This window comes from Nostoc sp. CCY 9925 (assembly GCF_963920935.1).
Taxonomy (GTDB): Bacteria; Cyanobacteriota; Cyanobacteriia; order Cyanobacteriales; family Nostocaceae; genus Nostoc.
Genome location: NZ_CAWUDO010000050.1, coordinates 11481 through 24848, shown reverse-complemented (window position 1 = coordinate 24848; position 13368 = coordinate 11481). Strand labels below are relative to the sequence as shown.

The window sequence follows — 13368 nt, the reverse complement described above, 5'->3', positions numbered from 1 at the left end:
ATAAATTGATATAACTTTAGTCAGACTTATTAGCTAGAGATACTCTAAAAGATACTCGACGACTACTAACATTTTGAGATTCTGATGTTAGTTGTGGCTGGAAAGGTTGGTTAGAACTTAGACCTATTATTTGAAATTGCTTTGTATTGATTCCTTGGGATTTTAAATAAGATAAAATTTTTTCAGCGCGGGCTTGACTGAGGAGCATATTTGTTTGCTCTGTTCCTGTATTATTGGTATGTCCAATTATTTGAATTTGCACGTCTTTATCCAAATACTTAGCAATATTCAAAAAATTCCGTATTGATCGAGTTAAATTAGGTAGCTTACTAACTTCACCAGAGTTAAGTTCAACTGTACCTTCTACAAAAAACAAGATTTTTTGTTCTATTTGTTTTTTATATTCTTCCAATTGACTAAGTTCTATTTCTACAAGATTTTTATCCTGAAATTGAGTAATACCGGGAATAAAAGACCATAATTTATGTGCTTCTAAAATCCATTGACGAGATGCATAACCTGTGGCGTTGAGAATACCGTTTTTATCAACTTTTAGTGATACACTTGGGGGCGGATGTAACAATTTTTTAACTCTTTTGGTAGTAAATTCTGTTTCCAAAGACAAGTAAGGTTGCCACTGGCTGATTATTGTTTTGGGGTTGAGATTTGTTTGTTGTATGAGTGTATTAGGATCTACTGCTAGAGGATCGCGCATTCCCCAGATAAAGTATTTGCCAAAACTTTGCTTGGAGTTAATCACAACAATTCCTGGCTGAGAGTTGAGTTTTTGCAGATAGTTTCGCCACCGGAGTTGTTCTCTAATTGTGAAAAAGCCCCAAGTTCCAAAAGCGATCGCCATTACACTTAAGAGAATCCAAGCATAAGTATAATTTTTTTTAGCGGCAGATTTATACTGAACTACCAGGCAAGCTTCTAGATCGGGTTTACTTGGCTCAAATAGTTCCGTATCCCCGGCAAAGTTTTTAATTTCTCTACTAAACTTGAGGTGAATTTTTTCGATTGCTTCTTGTAGAACTAATCTTAATTCTTGGGGAGGATTTCCCCGAATCATAGCTGCTATTAACGCTTGCGGTCCCTCTTCAATCCAAATCGTGACTTCTCCAAAACGTAAACTTTTTATGCCATCACCTTTTTGTACACTAAACGAATCTTTAATAAAATCTTGGATGGCTGTCAACATAGCAGCTACCAAATCTGGATCTTGAATCGTAACTTGCTTTGTTACTAAATGTTGAAGTAATAATCCAGATTCTTTATGAATCAGAAATACTTGTTCCACTCGGTAAACTAGTGTCCGTAGCAGCACAATTTCCGCAAATGATTTTCCTGTGCGTTGGGCTTCTAATCTCCACTGAAAACTTTGTGGAGACAAGCTATGTTCCAAGGTTTGATTCATAGATTGCATCATTTCTTCAAGAGCAGCGGAAATCGCTTTGCGAGTAGCTGGCCCAATAACTGGAAATAATGCATCTGCAAGCACATTATGGTCTTGTTTAACAGAAGCTTGGATGGCTTCTTCAACAGTTGTTACCATTACTTCTCCCAGTTGTTTATCTTGCTTTGAGCGCAGGATCACAGCTTCTGGAAGCATACTGCTAATGTCTTCTGCTTGAATTTCGGGGTTTTCTAGTCGCTCATAAAGTCTTTCAAGTTTAGTTGGCTCAATATCCAGCAGCAAACTGCGGAGTATAGTTAATTCATCCTTGGTTTCAGAGGTTTGGCTGTTGCTTTTTAAACCTTCAGGAGATACTTTTGGTATTTGATTCATCGAAGAGTCACTCATTACCGAAATCTCCCAATACCCAATTGTTATGAAGTAACATTTTATTGTTAACAGGAGAATTACGCTGACGATCAAACAATCAACTTTGTGTTTCTTAATTTTGAGTTTAAGACTTGTTTTCTGCGTTCAGGCGGACGGCTAGTTCTGTAAACATCGCCGCAAGATTGGAACGGTCTGTTTTCTCTCTGCGAAGCTCTTGAACTTCCCGTTCTAGTAAAGCTAAAATTTCCTGGGATTTTTTTTGAATATCATCTTGTAAACTTTTAGATTGGTTGAGAATCTGCTCGTGTAACTCTCGTTGACTATTAGTACTGTGTTCATCAAATTGAGAAAGCCTATTTTCCAGAGCTATAGTTATATTTTTATTTTCTTCTGCAACTGCTCTCACCTGAGAATCCCGTTCTTTCTGCTCAGTTTTGAGGCGCTGTGTTAAGGAATCAACTTCTTGTCTAACATAATTTTCTAAAGAATCTAAACGTTTTTTGTTTTCATCTCGCACGTTACCAAATTCTTGAATTAGCCTTTCTTCTAGGCGAGTAAATCTTTTTTCCATATCTCGAATTTGATTCCCTACAAGAATTTCTCTAACTTTCTCTAAATTCCTGCTTTCGCTAATACCATTACTAAATTGCATATCGTTGATTGCTGAATTCGAGCCTTCTTGTTCTACTTTGAATGAATTATGATTGATGTATTCTTCTGGGGGGTTCATATTTTTAATTCCTTTTGAAACTAAATCTGGCTTTGGTTGTTAGTTGGGATCTTATATTTATAGTGTAGACAATAACTAAGTATAAAATATATCTATACACGAAAAAAATATATCCACTTGGATATATTAAAAAATATCTAAATTTTAGTCAAAGTAATGATGAATTTCTCAATCATTTATTGAGAAGAGAGTCTATGTATTTCCTCACCCAACTGTCGCCGGACTGATTCCAGCAGATTTGTATCCCGCGTCCAGTGCTTCCAGTCAAGGCCCACACGCCGAGCTAATGTCAGCGCCCACTCTTGGCGATTTTTATTTTTAAGTATTTCCAGATACTCGTAGTCTTCTACCCCTTCTCGAAGCCACTTCAGCCTCATGGAAGGAACAACTCCTTTGATACCTACCTGTTTCCCAGGATAAAACAACATGCCTTCACCAGGAAAATAATGTTTGTATTTCTGCTGAAAATAAGTTTGAATGTCTTTCCAGGGGTCTTTTGTCCATAGGTCAACTCGCCAGTATAAAATTCCCGTCAGTCCAAGGCTTTGGCTAATGAAACCTGGATGAATTCTGTAGTTGATTGGTTCAAAGTCTATCTGCCATTTGGGAGAGTAACCGTCTTGTACTAAAGCGTTGTAAGACCAAACTTTATCTCCTTTTTGCAAAACTTCAGTAATTCGCTCAGCAGCTTCATCATAGACTTCTGGTAATACTATCCATATATCTACAGCTGTGCGTCCGGTTCCAGAACCATCATCATAAAGCGCAGGTGTGGGAGTCATTGCTAAAGCGGTTGCAATTCCAGCTTGATGAAAATTTCGCGCCCATTCCTTTACTGGTTCAATTAAATTTGGGCAGTTATCAATTTCATCAGCATATCTAGCGTAGAGAAATAAACCTGATTCATGTTTAGCAGCAGTAGTTTTAATTTTTTTGAGAGAAGGTGCTGGAGCCATTTTGCAAGTACTAACATTAGCCCCACTCCAAAAAGGAAGACTCCGGGAACGCAGTCCCCATTGCTTCATTAAGTCTGGTTCATCTGCTGGATTAAAATGGGCATCAGGCATTAATTTATGTTTGAGAAGTTCTATCATCTCGCTTTTATCTTCATGTTCATAAAATGTGAACTCAGAATTCAGCGATGGTTTGATCGGCAACTCAAAATTCCAAACTTTCAGGTGGATTTTACCTGCGATCGCTCCTTGGTCACTACTAACAGTAAAAGTGCCTCGATAGTCACCAGCTTTAGTGTCGCGGGGCACAAAAATGTCTACCCAAATAGGTTGGTTATTCCCGGCTTTCAAATTGAATGGAACAGCATCTAACTCAGCACCTTTAAGATCTGTTTTGTTTTCAGGATTAATAAACGGAATTAGTCCATCGGCATACCATCCAGTACCTAAAGATGGATTGGTACTACCTTTTTTGTTAGGGCTGGAATGAGTAACGCGAACGTAATGTTCGCGATAGAGTGTGATGTTTGTATTGGAAATTACTCGGTTGTTTGAAGCAGACAAATCCGAAACCACAACATTTACATTTTTCAGACCACTCTTGGGTGCGCGAATTCCTATCTGAAAAGGTTCATATTCTCCACGCGCTGCGTACAAATCAATCTCGGTTTTAGTTCCTGGTGGGTCTTTTTGCTTTATCCTTTCTAGATTTGACGCCACCCATACAAAAGGGCGATCGCCTAATGATGAGTTATTAGCTAATAAGGCAATATTTAAGCAAACAAATAAAGTAAATACTGTCCCCAATATGCCTAAGATAAGTTTTATTTTCTTCCAAAGCTTTGTCTTTTTGTTTACAAGAGACATTTCAATTTCTCCTGATTCAAAGATTATTGAAGAGAGAGATAAATTTTACACTGGGAGATTAGTAAACGCCTGAAATATCAATTTACCATTTCATGCAGTTTTCTCTAAGAGTCATGCAACTGTATTTTGAAAAGCGTTGATAAAATTTATGTAAAGTTTAACTGCTATTAAGGATAAAACTTTTCTGGATCGATATATCAATTTAACTTATCGGTTTTTCAATATATTTCTTTAATCTAAAAGTATTTTTTGTAGTCAAAAATAATAGTTTGTTTACAAAAAATTTGGTATTGATACGTAACTTAACTAGGATGACGCTTTTATTGAAAAAAAATCACAAGTTTTACTAAAAAAAATAGTTTTTTTGAAAAAAAGCTTCATTAAGGTTTACATTTACTGGGAATCTATTATAAATGGTATAGATTGACATTTTGAAGATTTGTTAAAGCAGTGTATGTATACTTTCGCTCATGATAATTAATAATTATGGCATGAGGAAAATTTACTAAAATAATCAACATAAATAAATTTTTTTGCCAATTACTTACCATTTGCGTAATCGGTTAAAGGAGTTAAAAGAAATAAATTATCCAATCTTTTTGTAGGGCGATCGCCTCCTTCACCTCTAACCATAGGTGTAGATTTTGATCCAGCCTCGAACCAGCAATTGGATATTTTTTATTTGTAAATCCTTAATCAAATCAAGAATTAATGTTGCCCAAATTTAGGATTACGCAAATGGCAAGTAATCTACATCGAATTAATAAAGAGTTATTTGACTAATGCCGAACTTAAAGGATGTTTGAAAAGTATGATTTTGCTTTTTCCTACTTCCTACTCCCTTAAAGCTAGAAGCCGAGTATTCAAAACGACTTTCTAAACAATCTCTTAGGTATTAGTTAAAAATTCAGGAGAAGTAATAAATATGGCAGTTATTTACGGCACGACAGGTTCTGATGTCAGAAATGGGACTTCGGGAAATGACACGATATATGGTTGGGCTAATGGCGGTAATGCCAATAGTACGTCAGGTAACGACACCTTAAATGGTGCAGCTGGTAACGATAATCTCTTTGGTGGGACGGGAAACGACAGCCTAATTGGTGGAGATGGCAACGATACGCTTGATGGCGGCACTAGTACTGACACTTTGAATGGAGGATTAGGTAATGATACTTACATAATTGACAATGTTGGTGATATTATTACCGAAGCTGCTAATTCAGGCACAGATAGCGTCCGGTCTTCTATCAGCTACACATTAGTAGCGAATTTGGAGAACCTGACGCTGACGGGAACTAGTGCCATCAATGGCACAGGTAACAATCTTAACAACTTCCTCTTTGGTAATAGTGCTAACAATACTTTCAATGGTAGAGCAGGGAATGACACGCTAGACGGTAATTTGGGCAATGACATCCTCAATGGTGAGGATGGCAATGATAGCCTACAGGGCGGGCCTGGTAATGACAGACTCAATGGGGGGTCTGGAAACGATATCCTGATTGGTGTTTTTCCTGGTAGTCCACTTGTACTCGGATTAGGCGAAATTGATACCTTGACTGGTGGGGTTGGGGTAGATAGATTTGTCCTTGGAAACGCTACAAATGTTTTCTACGACGATAACAACACTACCAATGCAGGTTTTGGAGACTTAGCCACCATTACTGACTTCAACTCTAGTGAAGATCGAATTGAACTCAAAGGATCTCTACAGAACTATCGTCTGCAAGTTGTTGGAACTAACACACAAATATTCTTAGACAAACCGGGAACACAACCAGATGAAATCGTAGGTATTGTACAAGGAAGAACTAATCTCAGACTTGATAGTGACGACTTCCTTTTCTATGAGCAGGAAAATGCTGGACAAGCTACAAACAATACACTATCCAGCGCTGAAAGATTAGGCTCCTTATCATCAGGCTCAGATGTTAATCTTTCAGGTGAATTAGTAACAGTTCAACCGGGAGATAATCCTGATTTTGACTTTTTTAGATTTTCCATAGCAAGTTCAAGAACTGTAACTATCAAAACGGTGACACTTGATGATACGGTTCTCGGTCTATTTAACAATGCTGGCACTTTGCTGCAATTTAATGATGACAGTGGTAATGAATCAGACTTTGGGTCGTTAATCACCGCTTCATTAGGTGCAGGGACATACTTTGTTTCAGTAAGTAAATATGCTTTCTTTCCTCAAAATGGTGGAACTTTCTCCGGCGAAAGTGACAGCATCTCCGTTCCTTATACCTTAGAAGTTAGTTTGGCATAGGGACGAATAATAGCATTTTTGATTTTGGATTCGGAATTTATGTATTTGGGTTTCGTGAATCCATCTGTTGTAATCATTTGCAAATGGGTATAAATTTTCCAATATTTTCTAAAAATTTTTACTTGATTAAGAAGATTTAGAAAAAATTATCTGACTTTGTTTGTGGAGAAAATCATGAATAGTACTAAATCATCCAACCCAGCTAAAGGCAAATTTCTTACTAAATTTGCTCTCGAACGCTGCTTTTTTTGGTCAAAAACACTTTTATTAACAATATTCCTGTTAAATTATGGAACTACTGTAGTTCATGCTGCACCTGAAGCCCTGCGTTCTGATATTAAGATCCGCAATATTGTCAATACAAAATCGATTTCTCCTTCTGTTCGGATTGCAAAAGATCCACGAAACAACACTCTCTATTATCTCAAACGCAATGGTGAGATTTATCGAGTGAATTTAGCTTCATCTACTACTACACTTGTCTACAATTTTAGTAATCATAAGGTAGGTGAAACTCAAGGTATGGCCATTGGGCCTAACGGTACTATTTATTTAGTTGGCAATGGAAATGTTGCAAATGACCAGACCAAAGCAGTTATTGTTAAAGGTGTAATTAACTCAAATACAGGACAACGCATTTGGTCTGTTTTAGCTAAGAGTGCAGCATATCCTAAAAGCAAAACAGCCTATGACCATCGTTTCAACGGCGTAGTTGTTAGTGCAGACGGTAATTTTATTTATATCAATAGCGGTTCTCGTACCGATCATGGTGAAGTTCAGACTGCTGGCGGTTTATATCCCAATACTCGCGAAGTAGGATTAACGGCTTGTATAATCCGTCTTCCTACTAATGGACAAAATCTATTTCTTGCAAACAATCGAGCAACTTTAAAGAGTGCTGGCTATATTTTTGCAGAAGGAATACGCAATACTTTTGATATGGCTTTTGCGCCTAATGGAGATTTATTTGGCGCAGAAAATGGCCCAGACCGCGATATGTCAGAAGAATTAAATTGGCTGCGTCAGGGTTTTCATTACGGCTTTCCCTGGCGTATAGGTGGGACAGATAATCCACAACAATACCCCAACTACAATCCTGCTAATGATCGTTTATTAAATCCCAAATTTAGTGCAGTTATAAAAGGCTACTATTATAACGATCCGACTTTTCCGCCTCGGCCTAATATCACCTTGACTGAATCAATTCCTAATTTTGGGCCAGATGCAGACAGTTACCGCGATCCTCAGAATGGCCAAATCAAAGATGCTAGTGTTCTTGGACAAAGTTTGAGTACTTTTACAACACACCGTTCTCCTTTGGGTTTAGTTTTTGATATACAAGGAGCAATGAGTCCAGAATTCAACAAAGATGGATTTGTATTAGGTTGGACACCAGGCGACCCCGTTGGCGAAACAGTAGCAGGCCCTTTTAAAGATCCCAGCCAAGATCTGTTACATTTAAACTTGACTAAAGTAGGAACTACCAACTATAAACTTGAAGCCAGACGCATTGTCCAAGGTTTCAGCAATCCTATTGATGCTGAAATTATCAGTAATAAGATTTATGTTTTGGAATATGGTGGAGATCAAGGAATTTGGGAAGTTACTATGCCTACGAAGTGAGACAATTTTGGATTTTCGATTGAGAATAGCTGGATGAATCTGATTTTTAACTATTCTAAATCCTGAGTTATTGCACTTTTTTTAGACAATATACAGCACATTTCATTTACATGAGGTATACAAGGGCAGGCGAGACGCTTACCCCACAAGATTTATGATATTAAGATGTGAACTTTATTTATTTGCAAAGTGCTGTATTCTCGTAAAGTGCCTCGTATTCACCCACAATAGAGTCTAAAGAAAAGCATTTGATGACTCTTGCGCGTGCTGCTTTTCCTAAGCTTTCTCTGCCCTCTTTTCCTATATCAATTAATGCTTGCCAAGCATTTGCTAATGCTTCTGGATTTCTTGGGGGGACGACTTTTCCAGTATCACCAATAATCCAGCCTGAGTCTCCCACATCTGTGACTACACAGGGAACTCCACAAGACATAGCTTCACCAATTACATTGGGAAAACCTTCTCCAGATGAAGAGGAAGAGGCGATATCAAAAGCAGCAGTTAAACGGGGCACATCGTGACGTTCACCTAATAGATGTATGTGTTTTACAAGCCCTAATTCATGGATTAGTTCGGATAAAAGATGATTTTCCCAATCAACTTTATTGCCAGCAAGAACAAATTGGACGTTGGAATAATTTTTAAGTAATAATACAGCAGCCTGAAGAAAATTAAAATGGTCTTTTATGGGATGATAACGACCAATTAAGCCAATCAATAAAGCATTTTCAGGAGTATTTAGTTCTGAACGGACGCTGAGACGAGCCTCTATTGATGGTGTAAATTTTTCTGTTTCAAAACCGTTGGGAATTACACAACTTTTATCAAAAACATAGCCAATTTTTTCATGCTGTTTAGAACTATTTTGAGAGTTATAAATAATTTTTGTAGCCAAATCAGAAAATTTAGCACATAGTTTAATAATAGTAGTTGTTCTTGGTTTTTCTAATTCTAAAGAATGAAGTGAATGACGTATATTCCATAAAACAGGTACTTGTCTGAATATAAAAAGTTTGGTAAATTGTGCAGCTAAGTTTCCATGATACATCCAGCCTTGAATGAGGTCTGGTTTGAGTTGATTTACTATGTGAATCATTCGCCAAATATTAACTAGTTTAAGCGTTCCTGGTTGCATATCAATGGTGTAAATAGGAATACCTAAATTTGCAATGCGATCGCCCCATGTACCACGATCCATTAAAGAAATAACAACTGGATGAAAACGCTGTCGATCTATCCTGGAAAGAAGTTTATAAAGCATTACTTCAGCACCACCAGTGGAGAGTCCGGTAATGATATAAATAATTTTCATAATTGATAACCTAATTTGAACTTTTGCTCTAACCGACTCGCTCCAGTCATCGCAGCCATGAATGAAAACATGATGAGGATATAACGTTCCTCTAAAACGTTATGGCTAAATAGTCCCCAGAGAAGAATAAAAGCAGCGAAAGCCAAGCCAATATATTTAGTTTCTCCACGAGCGTGCTGTGTGACTGCATATACTAATAAAGGTAAGATTAAAGCGCCGATAATTCCATGATCTGCCATATAATATAAGTAAATATTGTGTGTAGATATTTCTATGTTCCAGGTTAAAGTTGAGCCAATTCCATTGCCGAAAAAGGGATGTTTAGTAAACATTTGCCAAGCCAATTGAGCCACTTCTAAGCGCGAATCAGCAGAATCTTCAGAATCAGAAGTTGAGATATTTTGAAACCATGCAATTCTTTCCAGTGAATTGGTATTCAAATTCAAATTTTGCAATAATTCTTCCCACCATTGTGAGCCTAAGCTAATAATGAAAATACCTATTCCTAAAATCCAATAAAGTAATTTGTTCAAATGAAGTATACGGGCGATGGTAAAAATAATAACTGTAACTAACCAGCCAAGAATAGCGCCTCGGGAAAATGTCAAGAGAACCCCAAAACCGACTATAGACACGAAAGGTAAACGATATATTGGCTGTAATATACTTACACTAAAAATCATCCCTAATATCAAGGCACAGCCATTACTGTTCGGATTTAAGTAAAATCCGGTAGCGCGACCACCATTACCTAATGAACTAAATGCGGCAGGGTTAAAAAACTCGTAAATGTTATTAAATACAGCTATTAAGACTGCTAAAAATATTGCCCATTGAGCTAAGTAATGGATTGTCTGATTTCGAGAGAAGATTAGTGTCATTGCAATGATAAAAATCACTGCTAAAAGTCGTTTTCTTAATTCTTCAAAAGCAAGTTCTCCAGATGGTGAAAATAGTACGAACCACAATAATGAGACAAAAATAAAACCAAAGCACCAAATAATTACAGATAGTGGTATGTACTTATCTTGTGAAAGAATTAATGGAATAGAAGCTACAGCAAAACCTAAGATCCAAAATAAAGGAGGTTGAGAAACAATGCCTGATGTATATAAATACGAATTAATATCTGTAAAAAAGGCAAAAACAGCACCTAAGGCTAGGGCACATTGATAATAAAACAGTAAATCAATTTTTTTATTTAGAAAGTGATTCATGGGATAAACTAAGTAAAGCAGCTTCGGTTTTGAGGACTAGTTTAGCTACTGAGAAATGGTCAACTATTCGCTGTCGAATTTTAGTGCGATCGCAACCATTAATATTCACTCTTTCTATTAATTTTTCAATCGCAGTTTGCAGAGCTTCTGGATTTTTAGGAGGTACTATTACATCCAGATTAGCAACAATTAAAGCTGAATCACCTACATCTGTCACCACACAGGGAACACCGCAGGCCATCGCTTCTCCAATTACATTGGGAAATCCTTCTGTATAAGATGAAGAAGCAATAATATCTAAAGCGTTGTAGATTGCAGGCATATCTGCACGCGCTTTTTCCCAGATAACTTTTTCAGAAATGCCTAGTTGATGAGCTAGTTCATCTAACTCCCGTGCATAGTTCTCTGAACCACTGCCTACGCAAACAAAATGCACATTTTGGCTTTCTTCACATAATAATGCTGCTGCTTTGAGAAATGTCGGATGGTCTTTTCTTAAATCTAGTCGTCCCACTAAACCAATCAAAATTGTATCTTGCGAAATTCCCCAGTGCGATCGCACTTTTGTTCTAGCTTCTAAGTCAGGCTGAAAAAGTTCGATATCAATACCATTAGAAATTACCATCATCTTCTTGATGGGGAATCCATGAGTGAGATAGTATGTTCTACCAGCATAAGAATTCACAACTATTAAGTTGGCAAAATGGGATAAAATACACTCTAATTTAAAGATTAAATTCCCTAACCAATCATAAAAATTAGAATCGCTATTAGAATTACGTAATCCCCAAACCATATAAGTTGAGGGAAAAAACGGTTTTAAAAAGATAGTTAGTAAATTTGGTGTTCCACCATATCCATGCAACACATCAGGATCTATACACTGAAGATGCTGAACAAGACGCCAAAAGAAGCCAAATAAATGCCAACGTCCTTGTTTTTCTAAATAAATTATTGGGATGCCATTATCTTTCAATTCTTTATCTAAAGATAATGAGCCACCAGCGTAAAAACATAAAACTGTGATATCAAAATATTCTTTATTTAAAGCTTTTACTAGTGTGACTAATTGCCTTTCTGCTCCTCCATAATTCAAATCTCGAATCAGGAATACAATTTTCTTTTTCATTTAAATCACCTCGGAAATTGTGTAGCGATATTTACCAGAGTTATTTACAGGAATATGATTGACAAATTCAAAATTAACTACACAATCTTTACCCATCATCAGCTTGCACTTGGCGATAATATCATCAAGTTCTTCAGTGAGATAATCAGAATTAGATTTAATAATCTTGATGGTAATTTCTAAGTAGCTTTTTTGAATAATTTGAAATTTATGTACCCAATCTTTGAAGTAGAGAAGATGAGTAAAATATTCACCATCTACTAAAGTTCCACCTTGAGTTTTGAAAATATCAACATTTCTACCGGAAACTTGCTGTAGTATTTGTCCAGATTTATATTCAGGAGATAAAGTGCCGCGATCGCCAATTTTATAACGAATCAACGGCATAGCAAAATTTGTCAGAGAAGTAATCAGAATATTACCTTCAACTCCTGCCGGCACATGATTATTATCATCATCTACAATCTCAATATAATTACCCCAAGGAGCTACCCACAATCCTTGCTGTCCTGGTTTTTCACAAGCTACATCACTGACTTCTCTAGAACCATAACGATTAAATACCTTACACTGAAATACAGTTTCAATCTTCTGCCGCATCCAAGCATAAAGTGTGCCGGCAGAAGTTATGATCGCCTTTTGAGGAACAAGTTTAATTTTTTCATCTTCAGCAAATTTTGCTAATTCATAAATCGCTTGAGCGTAGGCAACAATTAACTTTGGTGGTTTTGTATTCAGGAATTTCAAAAAATATCTCATTCTTTCAGGGGTCATCTGAAAGGCATTCATATATGTAGTATTTCTCAGAAAATTAAAAAAGTTTGCTTTCCATCCCATCGTGCCATCAAAAACGTCTTTTTCTGAACCCCATAAACGTACTTCTGGCTCCCCTAATTCCCGTCCAACTAAATAAGAATAGAGTAAGTTAACTGCTGTAGATTTGTCGTTGTATTCAGCATCTTGAATTAACTTAATTGGTTCTCCTGTTGAACCACCTGATGTATTAAAATACCACTGGCGTTGTGCTAAATCTAGAGATTTTAGTTGTTCAAAATTGGCACGGATAATATCTTTTGTGAGAATTGGTAATCGATAAAGATATCGCTCTGGATTTTGCTGAATAATTCCTTCATAAGACAGATTATCCATTACTTGAGCGTAGTATGGAACATATTTATGGCAGTGAATTAGGAGTTTGGTTAACAATTCTTTAGTGGTATCAAAAGAGATATTTGAAAAACTTTCTTTGGCAAATTTATTATAAATTTGAGGAAAATTGTATTTTCGGGAATAAGCATAATTGAAGTAAAGATATTTTCTGATATTCATTGTATTAATCATTATAATTTTAGAAAAAAATATATCCGTATCCTGCACAGAAGATGAAAAGAATGAATTTTGCAAGATAGCTAATTATTTATAGCAGGAGGCAGAAGGCAGAAGGCAGGAGGTAAAAGTATTACTATTCCTAGCTTC

At 36.5% G+C, this 13368-nt stretch carries 9 protein-coding genes; 2 read left to right on the top strand and 7 right to left on the bottom strand.

The window, feature by feature from the left end; translation table 11 throughout:
* Positions 1–16: 16 nt before the first annotated feature.
* The 3 genes from ACM0OY_RS22940 to ACM0OY_RS22930 all read right to left on the bottom strand — a co-directional run bounded on the left by ACM0OY_RS22940 (position 17) and on the right by ACM0OY_RS22930 (position 4336).
* The gene (locus ACM0OY_RS22940) at positions 17–1804 is read right to left on the bottom strand and encodes an OmpA family protein (protein WP_414571144.1); all 1788 of its coding nucleotides are present in this window, start codon (positions 1802–1804) and stop codon (positions 17–19) included.
* A gap of 106 nt (positions 1805–1910) precedes the next feature.
* Positions 1911–2516 (bottom strand): hypothetical protein, encoded by a 606-nt coding sequence (locus ACM0OY_RS22935; RefSeq protein WP_414571143.1) that lies wholly within the window; start codon positions 2514–2516, stop codon positions 1911–1913.
* 176 nt (positions 2517–2692) lie between these two features.
* Positions 2693–4336, bottom strand: coding sequence for a glycoside hydrolase domain-containing protein (locus tag ACM0OY_RS22930; protein WP_414571142.1), 1644 nt, complete (start codon positions 4334–4336; stop codon positions 2693–2695).
* A gap of 925 nt (positions 4337–5261) precedes the next feature.
* Here ACM0OY_RS22930 and ACM0OY_RS22925 point away from each other — a divergent pair.
* Both ACM0OY_RS22925 and ACM0OY_RS22920 read left to right on the top strand, forming a co-directional pair.
* Positions 5262–6611 (top strand): hypothetical protein, encoded by a 1350-nt coding sequence (locus tag ACM0OY_RS22925; protein ID WP_414571141.1) that lies wholly within the window; start codon positions 5262–5264, stop codon positions 6609–6611.
* A gap of 174 nt (positions 6612–6785) precedes the next feature.
* Positions 6786–8234 carry a PQQ-dependent sugar dehydrogenase gene (locus ACM0OY_RS22920; protein ID WP_414571140.1) on the top strand — a complete coding sequence of 483 codons (1449 nt, stop codon included), beginning with the start codon at positions 6786–6788 and terminating at the stop codon, positions 8232–8234.
* Positions 8235–8412: 178 nt separating this feature from the next.
* Here the strand turns inward: ACM0OY_RS22920 and ACM0OY_RS22915 are convergent, their stop codons facing one another.
* The 4 genes from ACM0OY_RS22915 to ACM0OY_RS22900 are packed head-to-tail and all read right to left on the bottom strand — an operon-like array spanning position 8413 to position 13221.
* Positions 8413–9546 carry a glycosyltransferase family 4 protein gene (locus tag ACM0OY_RS22915; protein ID WP_414571139.1) on the bottom strand — a complete coding sequence of 378 codons (1134 nt, stop codon included), beginning with the start codon at positions 9544–9546 and terminating at the stop codon, positions 8413–8415.
* Positions 9543–10763, bottom strand: a complete 1221-nt coding sequence (locus ACM0OY_RS22910) for an O-antigen ligase family protein (protein ID WP_414571138.1) — start codon at positions 10761–10763, stop codon at positions 9543–9545. Before ACM0OY_RS22910 ends, ACM0OY_RS22915 begins: the two co-directional genes overlap by 4 nt.
* Entirely contained in the window at positions 10744–11892 is a 1149-nt protein-coding gene (locus ACM0OY_RS22905) for a glycosyltransferase (RefSeq protein ID WP_414571137.1), read from the bottom strand. Before ACM0OY_RS22905 ends, ACM0OY_RS22910 begins: the two co-directional genes overlap by 20 nt.
* Positions 11893–13221 carry a hypothetical protein gene (locus ACM0OY_RS22900; RefSeq protein ID WP_414571136.1) on the bottom strand — a complete coding sequence of 443 codons (1329 nt, stop codon included), beginning with the start codon at positions 13219–13221 and terminating at the stop codon, positions 11893–11895. It lies immediately after the preceding gene.
* Positions 13222–13368: the final 147 nt, after the last annotated feature.

Bases quoted from the DNA above. Each gene is read 5' to 3' on its own strand.
- ACM0OY_RS22905 (WP_414571137.1), bottom strand. From the start codon at position 11,892: ATGAAAAAGAAAATTGTATTCCTGATTCGAGATTTGAATTATGGAGGA.
- ACM0OY_RS22940 (WP_414571144.1), bottom strand. From the start codon at position 1,804: ATGAGTGACTCTTCGATGAATCAAATACCAAAAGTATCTCCTGAAGGT.
- ACM0OY_RS22920 (WP_414571140.1), top strand. From the start codon at position 6,786: ATGAATAGTACTAAATCATCCAACCCAGCTAAAGGCAAATTTCTTACT.
- ACM0OY_RS22900 (WP_414571136.1), bottom strand. From the start codon at position 13,221: ATGAATATCAGAAAATATCTTTACTTCAATTATGCTTATTCCCGAAAA.
- ACM0OY_RS22930 (WP_414571142.1), bottom strand. From the start codon at position 4,336: ATGTCTCTTGTAAACAAAAAGACAAAGCTTTGGAAGAAAATAAAACTT.
- ACM0OY_RS22925 (WP_414571141.1), top strand. From the start codon at position 5,262: ATGGCAGTTATTTACGGCACGACAGGTTCTGATGTCAGAAATGGGACT.
- ACM0OY_RS22910 (WP_414571138.1), bottom strand. From the start codon at position 10,763: ATGAATCACTTTCTAAATAAAAAAATTGATTTACTGTTTTATTATCAA.
- ACM0OY_RS22935 (WP_414571143.1), bottom strand. From the start codon at position 2,516: ATGAACCCCCCAGAAGAATACATCAATCATAATTCATTCAAAGTAGAA.
- ACM0OY_RS22915 (WP_414571139.1), bottom strand. From the start codon at position 9,546: ATGAAAATTATTTATATCATTACCGGACTCTCCACTGGTGGTGCTGAA.